This window comes from Chloracidobacterium validum (assembly GCF_018304825.1).
Taxonomy (GTDB): Bacteria; Acidobacteriota; Blastocatellia; order Chloracidobacteriales; family Chloracidobacteriaceae; genus Chloracidobacterium; species Chloracidobacterium validum.
Map to the genome: position 1 here is coordinate 1,249,799 of NZ_CP072648.1, position 19,783 is coordinate 1,269,581.

A 19,783-nucleotide genomic window follows, 5' to 3' on the forward strand; every position below is an offset into this window, starting at 1 on the left:
CGGTCAAGCTCCGAGACTATCGGTTTGGAGGTTGAAACTGCGCCATGCTCCTGCGTCTAGCCTGTCCCATTCGGATAACCCTGTGGGTTTTTCTGTGGAGCGTGACAACCCTGTTGGTTCGCGCTGAACTTCCGCCCCTCCTTGACCGACAGCTTATCTTTGGCAACCCGGAGATTGCCAGCGCGCAGTTGTCACCCGATGGCAAGTATGTGGCTTTTCTGAAACCCTATAAAGACACGCTCAACATTTGGGTCAAGTCAACCAACGAGCCGTTTACGCGGGCGCGTCTGCTGACCGATACCACGGCCCGCCCCATCCGCAACTTCTTCTGGACCCGCGATGGTCGGTTTATTCTCTATGTGCAGGATCGGGGCGGTGATGAAAACTTCAATCTCTACGCGGTGGATCCCACCGCGGAGCCGGCTGATGGGCGGGACGCGCCGTTGTCGCGTGATTTGACCGGCATCAAGGGGGCGCGCGTTCAGATCTATGCCGTGCCAAAAGGTAGCCCGGATGTGGTGTGCATTGGTCTCAACGACCGCGACCCGGCCTGGCACGACGTTTATCAGCTCAGGCTGTCAACCGGGGAGCGCACGCGACTGCGCGAAAACAAGGAGCAAATTTCAGGCTGGTTTTTCGATGAAGCCGGACAGTTACGGTTGGCCGTGCGGGTAGCGCCCAACGGCGACACGGAAATCTTGCGCGTGGATGCCGACCGCTTGGTGAAAGTCTATGCCTGTAGTGTTTTTGAGTCGGCCGGTCCCATCCGCATGCACCCGGACGGCCAACGGGTGTATATGGTCACGAACCGGGGTCAAGACGTCGATCTCACGCGACTTGTCTTGTTTGACCCCAAGACGGGCAAGGAAGAACTGGTCGAAAGCGACCCACTTGAGCGGGTGGATTTTGGCAGCGCGTCATTTTCCGATGTCACCAATGATGTCATTGCGACCGTTTACATAGATGAGCGGATTCGCACGTACTGGCGTGACAAAGGGTATGAGCGTGACCACCGGTGGCTCCAGAAACGCCTGCCCGGGAAGGACATCGCGTTTACTTCTGGAACCCGCGACGAGCAAATCTGGCTGGTGACGGCCACGAGTGACACCGAACCGGGCGAAACGTATTTGTTCGACCGCCGCGCCAAGCGGCTCACGCTTCAGTATCGGCTCTATGAAAAGCTCGACCGGCGGCATCTGGCGCCGATGAAGGCGATTCGCTATCCGTCGTCGGATGGGTTGGGGATTCCGGCGTACCTGACCTTGCCCAAGGGGATAACGGCGAAGAACCTGCCGCTGATGGTCGTGCCACATGGTGGGCCCTGGGCGCGTGACGTATGGGGCTACAACCGGCAGGCGCAGTTTCTGGCAAACCGTGGGTACGCCGTACTTCAGCCAAACTTCCGGGCTTCGACCGGCTATGGTAAGAGGTTTCTCAACGCCGGCAACGGGCAATGGGGCGACCTGATGCAAGATGACCTGACCTGGGGCGTCAACTATCTCGTGGCCGAGGGCATTGCCGACCCGCGACGGGTGGGCATCATGGGGGGCAGTTATGGGGGATACGCTACGTTGGCTGGGGTAGCGTTCACGCCCAAGCTCTATGCGGCCGGTGTGGCAATTGTCGCGCCGTCAAACTTGATCACATTGCTGAATACCATCCCGCCATACTGGGAAGCGGCGCGCCGCCTTTTTCATACGCGAATGGGCGACCCCGGCAAGCCTGAAGATCGCGCGCGCATGGAGCGTCAATCGCCGCTCAATGCGGCTGACCGCATCGAGACGCCGTTGATGATTGTTCAGGGGGCAAACGATCCACGGGTGAAGAAATCCGAAGCCGACCAGATTGTGGTTGCGCTGCGCGACCGGGGCTTTCCGGTCGAGTACCTTTGCGCCCCGGACGAAGGGCATGGATTTGCGCGTCCGGTCAACAACCTGGCCCTGTATGCGGCGTCGGAGCGCTTTCTGGCGGACCACCTCAAAGGGCGTTTCCAGGCGGACATGCCCGCCGATGTGGCGGCGCGGTTGAAGGAAATCACGGTGGATGTCAGCACGGTGACTGCTCCTGAGCGAGGCCGTCCGGCCACGGTTGGCGTGGTCAAGCCGGAAAGCGACTTACGAGCCGGCCGGCTGCGGTATCGCGGAACCATTGATGTGCCGGGCCAGACCATTCAAGCCACGGTTGAAACGACCGTGACCGAAGCCGGTGATGCCTGGGAAGTCCGCGAGGAAATCAGCCTTCCGATGGGAAGTGTCATTGAGACCACCAAGCTCGAAAAAGCGTCTTTGGTTGTCCGTTCGCGTCGCGTCGCGCAAGGTCCGCTGACGGTGGATGTTGCCTTCCGGGATGGGCGAGTCGAGGGCGCGGTAACACTGAATGGGACGCCACGTCCCATGGCGGCCGACCTCGGCGGCGAACTCCTGGCCGATGGCGCGGGACGTTACTTGGTCATCGGTCGGCTGCCGCTGGCTATGGGGTACACCGCGACGTTGCGCAATTTCAACGTTCAGAATGGACGCCCATCGTTGGTGCAGCTCAACGTGGCCGCCATCGAGAACGTTAGCCTGGCCTCTGGACATTTCACAGCCTATCGGGTTGAGCTGACGGATGAAGGCGGCGCGCGAACCACTGTTTGGGTGGATCAGGCTACCCGCTTGCCGATCAAGGCCGTGGTCAAGACGGCCACATTGGGCGGCGCGGCGATTTCGCTGGAACTTGTCGAGTCGGATGGTTAGCTTCCATCTTTGGCCCGACTTGAAAGCACGGTCTCGCCGCTGTCGCCGGCCGTTTTGGGCGCGGGTTGGTCAAGCGTTGTTTGCCCGACCTTGCTTGCCCAGCAGGGAAGGGTAACGGTAAAGGTGCTGCCCACGCCGACCTGGCTTTTGACCGAAATGTTGCCGTCATGCGCGGCAACGATCCGCTTGGCAATCGCCAAGCCCAATCCGAAGCCGACTTTTTGTTTCCCTTGTCCGCCTTGCCGGTAGGGGTCAAACAAGAAGGGTAGTTCGGCCGGCGGCATGCCCTTGCCGGTGTCGGTAACGGACACTTCAACAAAGGACAGCCCGGCTTCAACGCCTTGTCCGATGATCTCACGGGCTGAAACCGTGACCTTCCCCTCAGGTGGCGTGAACTTTGCCGCATTGGTGAGCAGGTTCATGAACACGCGCTCTAGTTTCCGCTGGTCACCAGCGACGGCCGGCAGTGTAGTTGGCAGCTCCAAGACAAAGCTGAGTTGATGCGATGTGCCCATCCGCGTGCTTTCGACACACTGTCGTAGCAGTGGAACGATATCGAGTAGCTTGAGGTCGAGCGTCAGCGACTGTGATTCGGTGCGGGCAAGTTCGAGGAGGTCGCTGATGAGGTCGAGTGTCCGACGGATGTTGTCCTTCGAGGCACGGATGAGTTCTGGCAAGTCGGGGTCGGTCTCTGGCAAAACGTTTTCGATTAATTCCAGGGTGCCATTGACAGCCGCCAGCGGCGAACGTAGGTCGTGAACCAGCATAGCCGTGAAGTCTGCCTTGAGCCGGTCCAACTCCAGCAACCGTGTGTTGGCAATTTCAAGTTCGGCGCGGCGTTCCTCAGCCTCCTGCCGCGCGGCTTCACGCGCTTGCAAGGCATCCTGTAGTTCCTGATTGGCCCGTTTGAGCTGTTCGTTGAAGGCGGCTGAGATTGCCACTTCGTTTGCTCGCAGATCGGCTTCGGCGCGTGCGGCCTCTTTTTCCTCTTTGATGATCACCATGCGTGCCGTTATGCCAAAGGATAGCATCAACGCTTGCACGGCTGTTCCGGCGTGGAGGATGCCCTGCCAGTCCACTGACTGTGGCACAAAGCCCAGTGTGCGCAATGTGTTGAGCAGGACAGCGAGCACGACGAGCGTCCAGGCCAGCAAGAAATAGACCGCCGGGCGATACCCTTGCCGAAGTGGAATCACGGCCGCCAAGAGAGCTGGGATACTGCTAACTGCCATCAGGATGGTCGAAATTTGGGCGATGCTCTGTGCCGGCCAGATCCCACCGAGAAGTGCTAAGCCGAAAAAGGCAATGGCAAGACTGCCTAGCAAGCGATGGGTAAGTGGGTGGTAAGTTGCAAGGTTCAAGTACCTTTGCGCCAGCAGCGCCGCTATGCCGGAGGCAGCGTTGCCCAGGGCGATCCGCACGCGCAATCCCTCCGCGATGATCCCGCCAAAGAGCCATTCCTGAACCTGTGGCAGTAGTCCATCCGCACTCGACTGAAAAAAGCCGATGGCCAAAATGTAAGCCGCAAAGTAAAAACTGGCTTCATCGCGCAGTCCCACAAATAGCGTGACGTTGTAGAGCAGGAGCAAGAGCAAGAGACCGTAGTAAACACCCAGTAAAAAACTATGGATACGATCCTTCCGGGCATGCTCAAAGGACGGCCACAACTTTGCCGAAAAGGTAAATGAGCCTTGGGTTTCGACCCGCAGATAAACCGTACATTCAGCCTGCGCTGGCAACTTAACGGGGAAAATTGGCAGCCGGTGGGGAATCGCGCGAAGGCTAATGGGAAGCGCATCACCGGCCACCAGCGGCGCCAGCGCGGTCACGGGCGCATTGCCCTGAAGTAAATAACAATCCACGCGCCCCAGGTAAGGTTGTTCGACTTCAATCAGTTGCTCAACTTCGTGGGCCGTATCGTTCTTCAAGCGCACGCGAAACCAGTAGGCGGAGGTTGTGTAGCCAAGATTGAGTACCCGTCGGTTGACCGGTTGAAATGCCAGGCTGGCAGTGGCAACTTGCTCGATGGTCAACTGGCGGGCTGGGTCCTCCAGCATGTCTAAACGCGCCGTTAGCGGCTCGGCTGCCAACGGGCTGACAAGCAGGACTGGCGGTGCGGTCGTGTCGGTTTGAAGGGAAGTGGTGATTGGAAGGGAAGCCGTTAGGTGATTAACGGATGCGGAAGTCCGCGCTGTGGACAGCCCGGCCGCCGCAAGCACACTGGAGAGAATGGCCGTTGTTGAAACAAGGTAAGCCAGACGGCGAAGAAACTGGCAGACCCTTTTGCAGAACATAACAAAGCGTGTTGTTGTACATTTGTTGATTAAGTAGAGTCAGCATAAACCATTGATCCTCGGCTTTCTAGACCAGCTCAGGTTGAGGGTGCGCCTAAAGTGTCGCGGCTGACCAGTTTTCGTGCGGTTGGGAAGGCAAGGTAGGGCACGTCCCAATCCTTATCGCGGTCGGAAGTCGGGTATTGAGGGGCAGTTTTTAGCCATTCAGTCCCCTTTGCCCGCTGCGCTACGGCTCGGCACCGGCAAGGAGGGCTTCGTAACCGAGAAGCACTTGCCCTGACCAGTCGCTGGTCAGTTACAGCTCGTCTAGAAGGGCATCGAGGGCCGGCCGGTGCGCTACCGCTTCCCTTGCCCCTTGGGCAATGGTTGCCTCGACTAAATCCGGCCGCGTGTAATCCCACCGTGAAACCGGCGGCGGGGTCAGGGGAGCGACATAAAGACGCTGCCGCTGCCGCCCGGTAATCTCTGCCGGGTATGTCCGGGACATCAACACCACCTGCCGTTGCACGTCGGAAATATCATCGAGCAGAAACGCCGGGATATTGTCCACAAGCCCACCATCGAGGAGTGTTTGTCCGTCAACCCGGCCGAGCGGCGTAAATGGTGGCGTCGCCGATGAGGCGAGGATGAGCGCCGTGAGGTCAGCCGCCGTGGCGCAGTCCCGCATGTCGAAGACGGCCGGCCGAAAGCCAAGCCGCCGACCCCACATCGGGTGCACCAATCCCCGTTTGAACTGCTTTTCGAGATTGTAGGCGGTCAGCCCTAAAACCACCGCCGCCGCCGGTGGCACGCCCGGCGGAAGCCGCGCCGTCAGGACAAGCAAGGGAAAGGGCTGGGCGCGGATTCGCTCAAAACCGCCATCCGCTAGGCAAAAGTCGAGGGTGTCCCGATAGATCGGGGCATGGGGCGCCAGTGGTCTTCCCACCAGTGGATGGAACCAGTTGATGTTGCGAGTGACGTGCGCCCGACGTCGTTTCCAAAAAGCTGCCGTCTCCGTGGCGCGTCCGCTCAGGAGCATGGCCACGACGCACGCTCCGGCACTACAGGCTGCCACCGCCCGCACCCGCGGCCACAAGTCCGCCCAGCTTTGCATGAGGCCGAGTTGATAAAAGGCCCGGTTTCCACCGCCGGCAAACACCAGCCCTAGTCGGCGTTCGACCATTTGGCAATCAACCCTGTTTCGGTAACTCAGCGGCGGCATCGGCCGTCACAAGCCACGTCAACGTGCCATCCTTCGGACAAATCATTTGGGACGGGTAATGATGGTTTTCCCCAAACAGGACTTCACGTAGGACCAGTGCCTTGCTGGCGCCGGTGACAAAAAACTCAACGGCGCGGGCCGCGTTGATCAGCGGCGCCGTGAAGGTGATCCGCGTCGTTTGAAGTCTAGGCACGGCATTGGCCACAACCCTGGCTTGGGTTTCACCGAGGGCAACCGTGTCGGGAAAGAGTGAGGCCGTGTGACCGTCTTCCCCCAGTCCGAGGTGAACCAAGTCAAAGCGGCGGGGGCCATCGCCAAAAAAAGCCGTCAGGTCAGCATCGTAGCGCGCGGCGGCCTCGTCTGGTGGCCGCTCGCTTTCGATCCGATGAATGTTCGAGTCTGGAATACCGAGCGGTGCAAGGAGATGTTCCTGTGCCAAGCGAAAGTTGCTGTCTGGGTGATCGGGAGGCACAGCTCGTTCGTCGCCCCAGAAAAAGTGAACGTTTGACCAGTCAACTTGTGGGGCGAATTCATCGCTCGCCAGTTTGCGAAACACAATGCGCGGAGTGCTGCCGCCGGAGAGCACAACTGCAAACCTGTCATGGGATGCAATCGCGGCGGCTGCATGCCGAACAAATGACGCGGCCGCATGACGCGCTAACTCATCGGCGGATGGAAAGACCAGCAGGGACATAGGCGTAACTGGGCTGACGGCTCAATCAAGTTGAGCGTCAATTTCGAGTTCATTGATGATTTCAAGCGCCATGCGCAAGGCGCGCTCATAGGGCTTTGAACGGCCAAAAATTTCAACTTCCCGTGACATCAGGCGCGCATCGGTAAGCGGCGGCAGCCCGATGGTTGTGTGATAATGGGCGCCTTCAGTGATCTTGACGGCCGTTGTGTAAAGCCAATCCGTTCCGTCTGAAGGTCGGCAGGTGACGCTGAAGCTGGCCGGTTCAGCTCGGTCCGCCTCCAACACCACCTCAACGAGCTGTTTTTGCGGAAGTTGTGTCCCGGCCCTTGGTTCGATGGTGAGAACCACCCGGCGCCGCCGGGCGCGAAAGCGAAGTTCGGCCTGATGCGGGTTGATTTCGTGCGCATCCTTGAGCGTCCAGCCGAGTTGTGCCGCGAAAAAACCGGCGAGCAGGAGGGCCTGCATCGGAACGCCGGAGGCTTCATCGTCCTTGGCATAGGTGATCGTGACGCGCGTCAATTCTTGAAGGTAATGCGTCAAGTCTGGCGCGTCAAAAAGTCCGGCCGCAAGGTCGCGCCAGCGGGTCAGGCGCGTCCAGTTGAGGTCGCTGAATGCCGCCCGGTGACGCGATTCGAGAACGAACCTTGCCAACTGAGCGGCGATGGCATCCCGGTGTGTCAGGCCGCGACTATCAATGATAATGCGGTCAACTTCGTGCAGAAAATCGTGAAAATACTTCTCGCGCAGCGTTTTGAGGTCTTGCCACCAGAGGAAAACCGGGAGGTCGGGCGCAATGAGCGGAGCTACCGTTCGGGCAAGGTACTGGACGGCCGTCCCGCTGGCGGCAACCCGGATTTCCTCGCAGCACACCTGGCGCATCCGGTCGTCAAGGTGGCAGTGCGAAGCAATCCAGGCCTGGGTTTCAGGTCTTGGTTCAGTCAAATTGCCATACATGATGATGGCGCGGCAGGGGGCTGATTCAGTCACCTTTGCCACGACTTCGGAAACCTCACCGAAGCGCGCTTCGTCGGTGATGAAGACCAGCAAGTTGAGCAGGCAGACGCGGGTGACGGCGTCGCCGGTGTCTCCGTCCTTGGCGGCGGCGGCGGCCTTCCACAGCTCGGTCAATTCGCGCTCGATGGCGGTGACATCCACTTGGCGGCGACGTTCGATGTCTTCGACGATGCTCATGGTCTTTTTCTCCTGGTTAGAGCCGCCGCCAGGCGCGGCCGTCGCCCATGAGTTGGTTTGCGGCTTCTGGCCCCCACGTCCCAGCTTCGTAGAAGTGCAGGTTTTGTTCACCACTGGCTGCCCAGTGTTCGAGAATGGGCATCATCAGCGCCCAGCCAGTTTCGACCATGTCGCGCCGGGTAAAGAGCGTGGCATCTCCAAACATGCAATCGAGCAAGAGGCGCTCATACGCTTCGGACGACCGGACGCCAAATGATGTGCCATAGCGAAAGTCCATGTTGACCGAGCGCAGGTGAATGGCATGCCCAGGAAGCTTGGCGGCCAGCCGCAGGGTCAGCCCTTCGTCTGGTTGAATCTTCATCACAAGCAGGTTCGGCTCGTGTAGGTCGGCTTCCGTGGTTGTGAACAGGCGCATGGGTGGTTGGCGAAACTGGACGGCAATTTCAGCCGCGCGCTTGGTCATACGCTTACCGGAGCGTAGGTAGAAGGGAACACCTGCCCAGCGCCAGTTGTCGATTTCAAACTTGATTGCGGCATAGGTTTCGGTCGTTGAAGTGGGGCGCACCCCTTCTTCCTCGCGGTAGCCGGGAACGGCCTTGCCGCCAACCCAGCCAGCCGTGTATTGCCCGCGCACGGCATGGGCATCCACGGCATCGGGCGCGATGGGACGAATGGCTCTGGCGACCTTGATGGCTTCGTCGCGGATGGCATTGGCGTCGAGTGACGTAGGCGGCTCCATGCCAACCAGCGCCAGAAGTTGGAGCAGGTGGTTTTGAAGCATGTCGCGCACCGCTCCCGACCCTTCGTAATAACCGCCGCGTCCCTCGACGCCGACGGCCTCGGCGGCCGTAATCTGCACGTGGTCAATGTAGCGCCGATTCCAGACTGGCTCGAAAATGCCATTGGCAAAGCGCATGGCCACGATGTTCTGGACGGTTTCCTTCGCCCGGTAGTGATCAATGCGATAGACCTGATCTTCATCAAAGATGCGGCTCACATGCGCGTTGAGTTCCTGGGCTGTTTTGAGGTCATATCCAAGTGGCTTCTCGATAATGATGCGCGTCCAGCCACCCGGCGGACTTTGGGCAAGCCCCGATGCCCCAAGCGTATCCATGATCGGCCCGATGAGGCTGGGCGGGGTTGAAAGGTAAAATATCCGGTTGCCACTCGTGCCACGCTCGGTGTCAATCGCGGCCAGGCGGGCTTTGAGCTGTTCATATGCCGCAACGTCGTCGTAGCCGCCCTGGCAGTAAAACATGCCCGCCGCGAAGCTTTCCCATTCGGCCGCCGTCGGCGGGCCGGAACTTGAAAACGTTGACACGGCATCACGCATCAGCGCGCGGAGGTCGTCGTCGCTCATGGCGCTGCGAGAGTAGCCCACGATGGAAAATCCGCCGGGGAGTCGCCGTTCGCGGGCAAGGTTGAAGAGGGCCGGCACGAGTTTGCGCTTGGCAAGGTCACCGGAAGCGCCAAAGATGACGACGGTACAGGGGGCCGGGGTGCGTTCGACGCGCGCTTCGTCGCGCAAAGGATTGAGGTCGTTGGCCATGGTGTGCTCGGTGCTCCCGGTCGTGGCGGCGGTGAATGCCGCCGCCACGACGATGATGCGCTTACATGCGGCGAGTGTCCGCGCCAGCTCGGGCGCGCTGGTTACGCGCTGGTTATTGGATGAGTTCTTTCCACTCGGTATGCACAAACCCAGCTTCGGGCTTGTCAATCCGCTCATAGGTATGCGAGCCGAAGAAATCCCGCTGCGCCTGGGTGAGGTTCTGCGGCAGGCGGGCTGTCCGGTAGCTATCGAAATAGGCCAGGCTGGCGCTCATTGCCGGAAGCGGCACGCCCGCCAATGCGCCAATGCTGACCACGCTGCGCCAACTGGTCTGGGCGTCGGCCATCCACTGGTTGAAGTCTGGGTCGAGCAGCAGGTTGGGCAGATCGGCGCGGCGGTGGTAGGCTTGCTTGATTTTATCCAGGAACTGCGCCCGGATAATGCATCCACCTTTCCAGATGCGGCTGATTTCACCCAGGTTGAGGTTCCAGTTGTAGGCGCGTGATGCCGTGGAGAGCATCGCCATGCCTTGCGCGTAGGAACAAATCTTGCTGGCGTAGAGCGCATTGTGGACGAGCATGATAAAGTCTCCCTTATCAGGCATTTCCGGCGATGTCGGCGGGCCGACAATGACTTGGCTGGCGGCGACGCGCTCATCCTTCATCGAGGAAAGCACCCGCGCGTCAATGGCCGCCTGAATCGTGGGGACAGGTACGCCCATATCCAGCGCGGCTTCTGAGGTCCACTTGCCCGTCCCCTTCTGTCCGGCTTTGTCGAGAATGAGTTCGACCAGTGGCTGGTTGGTTTCTGGGTCAATGGCGCGGAAGATCTGCGACGTAATCTCGATGAGGAAAGATTGGAGGACGCCTTCGTTCCACGCTGCAAATACAGCGGCGAGTTCTGGTGCGGTGAGGTGTCCGACGCGCTTGAGCAAGTCATAGGCTTCGGCAATGAGCTGCATGTCGCCGTACTCGATGCCGTTGTGAACCATCTTGACAAAGTGGCCGGCCCCGTCTGGCCCAATGTAGGTGACACAAGGGCCATCATCCACCTTGGCCGCGATGGCTTCCCAAATTGGTCGCAGGTTTTCATAGGCGTCTGGCGCACCGCCGGGCATCAGTGACGGACCCCAGAGCGCGCCCTCTTCGCCGCCAGAGACGCCGCAGCCAATGAAGTTGAACCCTTCCGCCCGAAGCGCTTTTTCACGCCGAATGGTGTCGTGGTAAAGGGCGTTGCCGCCATCAATGATAATGTCGCCCGGTTCGAGGTAGGGCTTGATCTGGTCAATCGTCCAGTCGGTAGCGTCACCGGCCTTGACGAGCAACATGATCTTGCGGGGCCGGGCGATGGCGTTCACGAACGCTTCCGGCGTGTGCGCCCCAACAAACTTCTTGCCCGCGCCAACGGTTGCCATGAACTCATCCACCCGCCCTGGATCGCGGTTCCAGACGGCGACCGTGAAGCCATTGCGCTCGATATTTTGCGCCAAGTTGCTGCCCATCACGGCCAGCCCAATCATACCAATGTCGGCTAATGCTTCCGCCATAACGTTTGTGCCTCACTCCTTGAATGGATACAGTCGAAAAAAAACAGCGTCGTTACGCAATGCGTTTCACTGAACTCGATGTGTTTCACGGATGCGTTGTTGCGAATACGCCGCCGTGCGAACGTCAGTGAGCTAGGGCCTGGGCCACCGCCTCACGGAGTTTCACCAAGTCGGCGGCAACGTCCGGTCCAAGGTGAATGCGCAGGAGGCGGCGCTGCCGCTCGGCCAGGACTTGAAAGTCCCCCCGCGCCTGGGCCGCCTTGACGGCTCCGAACGTGTAGGCTTGACCTGGAACCGGGAGGTCGTGGGCGTCGTCACAGGTGATTTGCAGGAAAACCCCGGTGTTCGGGCCGCCCTTGTAGGCCTGTCCGGTCGAGTGCAAAAAGCGCGGTCCAAAGCCCAGGCAGGTGGCGACGCGCTTTTCTTCTCGAACGGCGTGCCGAATTGCCTGCAAGTGCGCCTTGTTGAGATGGTTCATGTCGAGGTAGGCCAGGAGAGCGAAGTAGTCACCTGTGGTAAGTCGCGCCAGGTGGGCGCGGAGATAGCCCGCGAGGCTGTCCTGTGCGCCAAGTGCCGCGGCATTCGCTGGGTCCGTGAAGAGACGGATGCCATCGGCTTCAAACATGGGTGTTTCCGCCGGGAGCGCGCCGGTGCGTTCATATTCAGCCGTCAACTCGCGCGTCGCCACTTTGCTGGCTTCGACATCAGGTTGATCAAACGGGTTGATCCCGATGACCGCGCCGGCCACGGCGGTGGCAATCTCCCAGCGGAAAAACTCCTGCCCCAGGGTCATTTCCGTTGCCAGCCGGTTGATAATCACCGGGTAGCCCGCGTCTTTGAACGCCGCAATGGCAGCATCGGTCGCGTCGTTGTCGTCGTCCTCCAGACGCAGATAGGCAAACACCCGGTCGTTGCCATAGACCGAAACGTCGCTAGGGAACTCCAAGTCCACTGGAATGATAGCTTTGCCTTGTTTGCCCGTGGACTCGGCGATGAGTTGTTCCAACCAGGCTCCCATGTCCCAGAGCTTCGGCGAGGTAATGAAGGTCAGCTTGTCGCGTCCGGCTTTGGCCAACTCACCGAGCGCGCAACCCAGGACGACGCCCGGATTTTCGGCAATCGGCACGCAGTATGAGCAGGCGTTGACCATGTCGTCGGCGAGGTCAAGAAACTCACCCACGGGAATGCCCATGATGGCCGCCGGAACGATGCCAAAATTGGAAAGCGCCGAGTAGCGCCCCCCGACACTCGGCACACCGGCGAAAATGTGACGAAACCCATCCGCCCGGGCAATCCCTTCCAGCTTCGAGCCGGGATCGGTAATCGCAATGAAGTGCTGTCCCACCCGCTCCGGGCCAACGATTTGCTTCATGCGCTCAAAAAAGTACTGCTTGAAGATATTGGGTTCGAGCGTGCTGCCGGACTTGCTGGCGACAATGAAAACGGTGTGTTCCAGGTCGAGCTGGGCTTCGAGTTCGCTAATCTGCGCCGGGTCAGTGGAATCGAGTACGTGCAGCACGGGGGCATCCGTCAGGATGCCAAAGGTCATGCGCAGCACTTCCGGGCAAAGGCTTGAGCCACCCATCCCCAGGACGACGGCATGCTTGAAGGTCTGCTTGACATCGTTGGCGGCCGCCATCAGCGGGGCAAGGTTGGCAAGTTGATCTTCAACCAAGTTGAGCCAACCGAGCCACTGGCTTTCATCGCGGTTCGTCCAGACGCTGGCGTCGCGCGACCACATGCGGCGCACCTTGCCGTTGATTTTCCAGTCGTCCAGCGCCTGGTCAACGAGCCGGCGGTGTTCGGTCGAGAGGTGTAATTCCTGCGCGTTGAGGCGCGTCCAGTTGACGGCCTTGCATTTCTTGTCGAGCGAGTTGAGGAGCTTGTCAAACGGTTCGGCAAAGAGCCGAACGGCCTCGACCAGCAGGGTATCGGTGACTTCCGTCAGCGATACCCCGACTTTGGCCAGAGTTTCAAGCGTGTCGTGGGCCGCGTCGAGGTCGCTTTCCAGCGTCGGGCGGATGCGCCCGTGGTCGCGGAAGGCATCCCAGGTCGCCGGTGGAATGGTGTTGACGGTGTCTGGACCGATGAGTTCTTCGACATAGAGCACGTCGCTGTACTGCGGGTTTTTGGTTCCGGTGCTGGCCCAGAGCAGGCGCTGGGTTTGCGCTCCGGCAGCCGCCAGCGCGTCCCAGCGTTCGCCGGAAAAGAGCTTTTTATAAGCCTGATAGGCAAGCTTGGCGTTGGCGATGGCCACCTTGCCCTTGAGGCTCTCGATCAGCGCACGGTCGCCTTCACCAGCCTTGAGCTTGGCATCGAGCTTGGCATCCACCAGCGAGTCAATCCGGCTGACAAAGAAGCTGGCGACGCTGGCGACGTGGCGCAGGTCGCCGCCGGAGGCACGGTAGGCTTCGAGTCCAGCAATGTAAGCTTCGGCGACTTGCCGATAGGCAGATTGGGCAAAGAGCAGGGTGACGTTGACGTTGATGCCTTCGCTGATAAGCGTTTGGATGGCGGGAACGCCTTCTGGGGTCGCCGGGACCTTGATCATCAGGTTGGGGCGGTTGACGGCTTGCCACAGGCGGCGCGCTTCGGCCACAGTGCCGTCCGTATCCTTGGCCAAATAGGGAGACACTTCCAGGCTCACGTACCCATCCCGCCCCTGCGTTTTCTCATAAACCGATTTGAGGATGTCGGCCGCTTGCTGGATGTCTTCAATGGCCAGTCGCTCGTACAGCGCCAGCGCATCGAGGTTTTCCGTTTCAAGCGCGGCCAGCGCCGCCGTGTAATCCTGGCTGCCGGTGATGGCCTTTTCAAAGATCGCAGGGTTCGAGGTGACGCCCATCAGTCCGTCTTCCTCGATCAGGCGCTGCAACTCACCACTCGTGATGAGACTCCGCCGGATGTAGTCGAGCCACGGCGATTGACCCTGTTCGTGTAGTGCTTGAAGGGGATTCATACAAATTTGCTCCAGATTGTTTGCAAAGTACTTGTTTGGAGTGTTTTAGATGTTGACACTCAAGGCGCGACATGAAGTTCTGGACTTACCCGGTCGCCGGTAGGTGGTCGTGGGTGCGCCCAAGCAGGGCCCTGGCGGTTGCAACGACATGCTCAGTCGTGAAGCCAAATTCACGCATGAGAACCGTGAAGGGTGCTGATGCGCCAAATCCTTTCATGGCAATGATTGCGCCTTCATCAGTAATGTAAGTTCTCCAGCCAAGCGGCGCGGCGGCTTCAATGGCAATCCGCTGCTTGACGGCTGGCGGCAAGACGCTGTCACGGTAGTCAGCCGGTTGTTGTTCAAAAAGCTCCCAACTCGGCATGCTGACAACCCGGACGGCCACGCCTTCAGCTTGGAGTTGAGCCTGTGCCGCAACGGCCCACTGAAGTTCCGAGCCGCTGCCAATCAAGATGAGGTCAGGTGAGCTAGCTTGTTCTTTTGAAAAGATATAAGCCCCGTAAGCGAGTTCGCTTGCCGGAGCGTGGCTCGCGCGGTCGAAGGTCGGCACTTTCTGGCGGGTGAGAATGATCGCCGTTGGTCCGGTCGTGTTGTGGATGGCCGCCCGCCAGGCTTCGGTCACTTCGTTGGCGTCGGCCGGCCGGATGACGGTCAGGTTGGGGATGGCGCGCAAGCCGGCAAGTTGCTCGACGGCCTGGTGCGTGGGGCCGTCCTCACCAAGCCCGATGCTGTCGTGCGTGAAGACGTAGATCACACGCAGGCGCATGAGCGCCGCCAAGCGGATGGCAGCTTTCATGTAGTCTGAGAAGATGAGAAACGTGCCACCGTATGGAATGAAGCCGCGCGTGAGCGCCAATCCGTTGAGGATGGCCCCCATGGCGTGCTCACGGACGCCAAAGTGAAGGTTGCGGCCGGCTCGGTCAGCGGCGCTGTAGGCGGTTGCGCCCTTGATGGCGGTGTTGTTGGATGGTGTCAGGTCAGCCGAGCCGCCGACCAGGAACGGCAGTCGCTCGGCAAGCGCATTGATGGCCGCGCCGGAGGCCTGGCGCGTTGCCATGGCTTCGGTAAAGGTGGGTAGGTCGGTGTCCCAGCCGTCTGGGAGTGCCTGGGACTGAAACGCATGCCAGGTGGCCGCCAGTTCAGGGAAGGCCGTTTCATAAGCGGCAAGGCGTGACTGCCATTCGGCTTCCAGGCGCTGCCCACGGGAGACACAGCGCCGATAGACTTCGAGCGCCTCGTCGGGAATGGTAAACGGCGCTTCGTAGGGCCAGCCGTAAACCTGCTTGGTCAGCTTGGTTTCCTCCGCACCCAAGGGTTCGCCGTGTGCTTTGGCCGTGTCTTGCTTGTTGGGGCTGCCATAGCCAAGGTGCGTTCGGGCGACGATAAGCGATGGGCGCGTGGTTTCAGCCTGCGCTGCGTCGAGCGCCTGCGCGATTTGCTTGAGGTCGTTGCCTTCGATGGACTGCACGTGCCAGTCATAGGCTAAAAACCGCGTTGCAACCTGTTCCCGAAAGGCAAGGTCGGTGCTGCCGTCAATGGTGATGCGGTTGTCGGCGTAAAAGACGATGAGCTTGCCAAGCTTGAGTGTTCCGGCCAGGCTGCAAGCCTCCGAGGCGACGCCTTCCATGAGATCGCCGTCGCTGCATAGCACGTAGGTGTAATAGTCCACCAGGGGATGGCCAGGACGGTTGAAGTACGCTGCCAGCTTGGTTTCAGCCAGCGCCATGCCGACGGCCGTGGCAATGCCTTGGCCGAGCGGACCGGTGGTGGTTTCGACGCCCGGCGTATGTCCGTACTCTGGATGTCCGGGTGTTTTTGAACCCCACTGGCGGAAGCGCTTGATGTCATCCAGCGGCAAGTCGTAGCCCGTCAGGTGAAGCAGGCCGTAGAGCAGCATGCAGCCATGCCCGGCCGAGAGGACAAAGCGATCCCGGTTGGGCCAGTGCGGATTGTGCGGGTTGTGGCGTAGGTAGCGCGTGTAGAGCAAGTACCCAAACGGCGCGTTTTCCATCGGTGCGCCAGGATGACCCGATTGCGCTTGCTCAACGGCGTCAATGGCAAGCGTGCGAAGGGTGGTGATGCAAAGCTGGTCAAGCGCATCGCCAGCCATGCTAGGGGCAGGGGAAGGAGCCATGGCTACATCCAGTGAATTGAAACCTGTGAATTGAAACCTGAAGTTTGGTTGAGGGTCGAGAAAGGTAATGAAACGAACGATGGTCCTGTTTGTATCGCCCTGACCTCATGAAGGCAAGCGTAAAAAGTGTTTAGCGTGAAAAGCGTTTGTCCAGGTGTTGGTCGGTCGCCAGGAGTGGGTCCGCAGGTGGATCATTCACGCGGCGCGAAGTATCCCCGTCGTGTTTTGACCACGTAGCTTTCCAGGCTTGAGCCGACGCGAATGACCACCTTGCGAAACTTGCCGTCACGGTTCGGATTGGATGAAACCCACGCTACCGTGTAGCGCGCGCGCAAACGATTGAGGGTCTCCCCCAGGCGATTGCCGGCATCGGCATCGGTGGTTCTGACAGTTTCGCCACCGGTTTGGGCGGCATAGTCGTTCAGGTCACCAGGCGAAAGGGTTGGGTTTGCAAGTCCGCGTCGCCAGGCCTCACGGAGGCGAGCGCCGGGATTTGGCAAGATAAGCCCGCATACGGTTGCCCCAACTTCAGATAGCAGAGTTTGGGCGTCTTCCGCGTCGAGCCGGTCGAGATGGCGTGACTGCTGGGCGACGTTATCCGAGATGACGACGATGACGCGCCTTCCGGCCGGGTTGGCCGCGACTTTCAGCGCCAGGGCAGCACGGGCAATGGCATCGTGAAGAAAAATTCCTTCTTCTCCATATTTTCGCTCATCAAGTTCACGTATTGCCTTGGATAATTCCCGGCGATCATAGGTGAAGTTGCAGATGAGTTCGGTCCGTTCAGCCGTAACCAAAATACCCATTTCATCTGATGGACGTAAGTAGAATGTAGCTTCCAGCAGCCGCTGACGCAAAGCTTCAAACTGTTTGTGGGTCGTTTTGCTTGTATCGAGCACCACCATCACGGAAAGCGGTTTTTCTTCTTTTCCAAATTGGGCTATCGTTTGTGGCTTGCCATCCTCAATTATCGTGAAGTCGGCGGCTGATAAGCCATCCACTGGAGCGTTTGTGTTCCGGTTGAAAACGCTGACCTCAAAAACAACCAACTCGGATGTCAGCCGGATCGGGCTGTCTTGCGCCCAGGTCGGCACCAATCCAATCTCCAGAAAGACAGTTGCCAGAATGGCCAGGATGCGGGACGTTACGCTTCGCAATTGAGGTACCCTCTGAATGATTTGTGAAAACTTGAGAAAATGTTGAGGATCGGCCTGTGAGAAAACTAATAAATTTTGTGTTAAGTCTCTGTGCTGCTTTGATTTATTAGAAATAGAAAAAAAGTTCGGTAAGCGCTCAGGCTATTTCTTGCATGAGGTTGCGCGCCAGCGTGGAAAGCCCTCCCAAATCAAGGATTGGAAGGGCTTGGGGCTACTGGCTAGTTTTCTAATCAGGGATGTTTTCTAATCACTGATTGGCTTCGATTTCACGCTTTGCAGCTTCAACAATCGCTTCAACTGTGAAGCCAAACTTTTTGGTGACTTCCTTAAGTGGAGCGCTCGCGCCAAAAGTTTTCATGCCGATGATCTGGCGTTGGTGCGTGACGTAGCGTCCCCAGCCGAAGGTCGAGGCCAATTCAACTGCCACCCGCGCCCGAACCTGTGGCGGGATAACGGATGCTTGATATTCCTCGCTATGGTGCTCAAACAGTGACCAACAGGGCATGCTGACGACACGCGCCCGGTGGCCATCGGCCATCAACCGTTCGTATGCCGCAACGCAAAGCGATACTTCCGAGCCGGTGGCCAGCAGCACGACTTCCGGGGTGTCGCCAGGGGCGCTATCGGCCAGGGTGTACGCGCCGAATCGCGCATGTTCGGCGCTAGCATAAATACTGCGGTCAAGGGTTGGAATGGGCTGGCGACTGAGAATGAGTACGGCCGGCTCGTGCTTGAGGCGCAAGATAATCTTCCAGCATTCAGCGACTTCATTGGCGTCTGCCGGACGAAAAACATGCAGCCCTGGAATGGAGCGCAATCCGGCGAGCTGCTCAATCGGTTGGTGGGTGGGGCCGTCTTCACCGACGCCAATCGAGTCATGCGTAAAGATATGGATCGTGGGCAACTCCATCAGGGCGCTGAGCCGAATGGCCGGCCGGGCGTAATCCGAAAAGATGAGAAAGCCAGAGCCGTAAGGGCGCACCTTGGCCAGTGATAGCCCGTTGAGAATGGCGCTCATGGCATGCTCGCGGACGCCAAAGTGGAAGTTGCGTCCGCCATAGGAGTCGGCCAGAAAGTCGCCGGCCCCCTCAAAGACGAGGCGGGTTTTGGTCGAAGGGGCAAGGTCAGCCGAGCCGCCGAGCAGCCAGGGGAAGTTTTTTGCCACGGCATTGAGCACCTTGGCCGATGCGTCGCGTCCGGCAAGGCCCTTCGCGTCTGGTGGAAAGGTCGGAATGTCCGCATCCCAGCCCTGGGGAAGTTCCCGCTTCTGAACCCTGAGCATCTGGTCAGCCAGATCGGGGTAAGCCTCCCGGTAGGCCTCGAAACGCGCCATCCAGCCACGGCGTAGTTCGCGCCCGCGCTGCCCGATGCCGGACCGAAAATGTTCGCGCACTTCATCGGGGACAAGGAAGTGCGCGTCTTCCGGCCAGCCATAGTTGCGCTTGGTCAGGCGAATCTCTTCTTCGCCAAGCGGTTCGCCATGGGCCGCATGGGTATCTTGTTTGTTGGGCGCGCCCCAGGCGATGTGACTATCCACGATGATGAGGGTTGGGCGTTCGCGTTCCTTGTTGGCGGTGGTGAGCGCGCGGCGCAGCATGGTGGTGTCATTGGCGTCGCCGACGCGGGTGACATTCCACCCACAGGCAATGAAGCGGGTTGCGACATCCTCGCTAAAGGCCCAGTCGGTGTGGCCTTCAATCGTGATTTTATTGTTGTCGTAAATCCAGCACAGATTGGACAGCTTGAGGTGTCCAGCGAGCGAAAGGGCTTCCTGGGCAATCCCTTCCATCAAGCAGCCATCCCCGCACAGGGCATAAACGCGGAAGTCAAACATCTCGAAGCCTGGACGGTTGAAGTACTGCCCTAGCCACTTCGAGGCAATCGCCAGTCCAACACTGGTGGCAATGCCTTGTCCGAGTGGGCCGGTCGTGGTTTCGACGCCGGAAGTCCACCGATATTCAGGATGGCCGGGGCACTTACTATCGAGTTGGCGGAACTTCTTGATGTCGTCAAGGCTTACAGATGGTGTGCCCGTGGTTTCGTATTTGGCGTTGACGGCTTTGGTTTCCGTGAGGTGAAGCAGTGAATAAAGCAGCATCGAGGCATGCCCCATCGAGAGAACGAAGCGGTCGCGGTTGGGCCAGATGGGGTCTTCGGGGTCAAAGCGGAGAAAGTCGTTCCATAGCGTGTAAGCTACCGGGGCCATGGCCATTGGCGTGCCCGGGTGGCCGGAGTGGGCGGCCTGAACAGCATCCATCGAGAGGGTGCGAATCGTGTTGATGGCAAGGGTTTCCACGGACTGCGACATAGACAGGTCCTTTCT

At 59.5% G+C, this 19,783-nt stretch carries 11 protein-coding genes; 1 reads left to right on the forward strand and 10 read right to left on the reverse strand.

Annotation, left to right across the window (positions count from 1 at the left end):
* Positions 1-44: 44 nt before the first annotated feature.
* The gene (locus tag J8C06_RS05235; protein WP_211429723.1) at positions 45-2,735 is read left to right on the forward strand and encodes a S9 family peptidase; all 2,691 of its coding nucleotides are present in this window, start codon (positions 45-47) and stop codon (positions 2,733-2,735) included.
* On the opposite strand, the gene J8C06_RS05240 is transcribed toward J8C06_RS05235, so the two are convergent.
* The 10 genes from J8C06_RS05240 to tkt (J8C06_RS05285) form a co-directional block, all read right to left on the reverse strand.
* Positions 2,732-5,029, reverse strand: a complete 2,298-nt coding sequence (locus J8C06_RS05240) for a sensor histidine kinase (protein WP_211429724.1) — start codon at positions 5,027-5,029, stop codon at positions 2,732-2,734. The two genes, J8C06_RS05235 and J8C06_RS05240, sit on opposite strands and share 4 nt — an antisense overlap.
* Before the next feature lie 295 nt (positions 5,030-5,324).
* Positions 5,325-6,191, reverse strand: coding sequence for a patatin-like phospholipase family protein (locus tag J8C06_RS05245; RefSeq protein WP_211429725.1), 867 nt, complete (start codon positions 6,189-6,191; stop codon positions 5,325-5,327).
* A 7-nt stretch (positions 6,192-6,198) separates the two neighbouring features.
* Complete coding sequence (gene pgl, locus J8C06_RS05250; RefSeq protein ID WP_211429726.1) at positions 6,199-6,924, reverse strand: 6-phosphogluconolactonase; 726 nt, start codon at positions 6,922-6,924, stop codon at positions 6,199-6,201.
* A gap of 21 nt (positions 6,925-6,945) precedes the next feature.
* On the reverse strand, positions 6,946-8,115 hold the full coding sequence (locus J8C06_RS05255) for a glucose-6-phosphate dehydrogenase assembly protein OpcA (RefSeq protein WP_211429727.1): 1,170 nt from the start codon (positions 8,113-8,115) through the stop codon (positions 6,946-6,948).
* Positions 8,116-8,131: 16 nt separating this feature from the next.
* Positions 8,132-9,841 carry a glucose-6-phosphate dehydrogenase gene (gene zwf, locus J8C06_RS05260; RefSeq protein WP_455423717.1) on the reverse strand — a complete coding sequence of 570 codons (1,710 nt, stop codon included), beginning with the start codon at positions 9,839-9,841 and terminating at the stop codon, positions 8,132-8,134.
* Positions 9,777-11,210 carry an NADP-dependent phosphogluconate dehydrogenase gene (gene gndA / locus J8C06_RS05265; RefSeq protein WP_211429728.1) on the reverse strand — a complete coding sequence of 478 codons (1,434 nt, stop codon included), beginning with the start codon at positions 11,208-11,210 and terminating at the stop codon, positions 9,777-9,779. Before gndA ends, zwf begins: the two co-directional genes overlap by 65 nt.
* A 124-nt stretch (positions 11,211-11,334) precedes the next feature.
* Positions 11,335-14,169, reverse strand: a complete 2,835-nt coding sequence (locus tag J8C06_RS05270) for a bifunctional transaldolase/phosoglucose isomerase (RefSeq protein ID WP_211429729.1) — start codon at positions 14,167-14,169, stop codon at positions 11,335-11,337.
* An 85-nt stretch (positions 14,170-14,254) separates the two neighbouring features.
* Positions 14,255-16,303, reverse strand: coding sequence for a transketolase (gene tkt / locus J8C06_RS05275; RefSeq protein ID WP_211429730.1), 2,049 nt, complete (start codon positions 16,301-16,303; stop codon positions 14,255-14,257).
* Positions 16,304-16,494: 191 nt separating this feature from the next.
* Positions 16,495-17,460 (reverse strand): VWA domain-containing protein, encoded by a 966-nt coding sequence (locus tag J8C06_RS05280; RefSeq protein ID WP_211429731.1) that lies wholly within the window; start codon positions 17,458-17,460, stop codon positions 16,495-16,497.
* A 247-nt stretch (positions 17,461-17,707) separates the two neighbouring features.
* Complete coding sequence (tkt, locus tag J8C06_RS05285) at positions 17,708-19,768, reverse strand: transketolase (RefSeq protein ID WP_211429732.1); 2,061 nt, start codon at positions 19,766-19,768, stop codon at positions 17,708-17,710.
* Between the last annotated feature and the right edge of the window lie 15 nt (positions 19,769-19,783).

Excerpts from the sequence above, each read along its gene's own strand:
- J8C06_RS05235 (WP_211429723.1), top strand. The coding sequence starts at position 45 with ATGCTCCTGCGTCTAGCCTGTCCCATTCGGATAACCCTGTGGGTTTTT.
- J8C06_RS05240 (WP_211429724.1), bottom strand. The coding sequence starts at position 5,029 with ATGTTCTGCAAAAGGGTCTGCCAGTTTCTTCGCCGTCTGGCTTACCTT.
- J8C06_RS05245 (WP_211429725.1), bottom strand. The coding sequence starts at position 6,191 with ATGGTCGAACGCCGACTAGGGCTGGTGTTTGCCGGCGGTGGAAACCGG.
- pgl (WP_211429726.1), bottom strand. The coding sequence starts at position 6,924 with ATGTCCCTGCTGGTCTTTCCATCCGCCGATGAGTTAGCGCGTCATGCG.
- J8C06_RS05255 (WP_211429727.1), bottom strand. The coding sequence starts at position 8,115 with ATGAGCATCGTCGAAGACATCGAACGTCGCCGCCAAGTGGATGTCACC.
- zwf (WP_455423717.1), bottom strand. The coding sequence starts at position 9,841 with ATGAGCGGATTGACAAGCCCGAAGCTGGGTTTGTGCATACCGAGTGGA.
- gndA (WP_211429728.1), bottom strand. The coding sequence starts at position 11,210 with ATGGCGGAAGCATTAGCCGACATTGGTATGATTGGGCTGGCCGTGATG.
- J8C06_RS05270 (WP_211429729.1), bottom strand. The coding sequence starts at position 14,169 with ATGAATCCCCTTCAAGCACTACACGAACAGGGTCAATCGCCGTGGCTC.
- tkt (WP_211429730.1), bottom strand. The coding sequence starts at position 16,303 with ATGGCTCCTTCCCCTGCCCCTAGCATGGCTGGCGATGCGCTTGACCAG.
- tkt (WP_211429732.1), bottom strand. The coding sequence starts at position 19,768 with ATGTCGCAGTCCGTGGAAACCCTTGCCATCAACACGATTCGCACCCTC.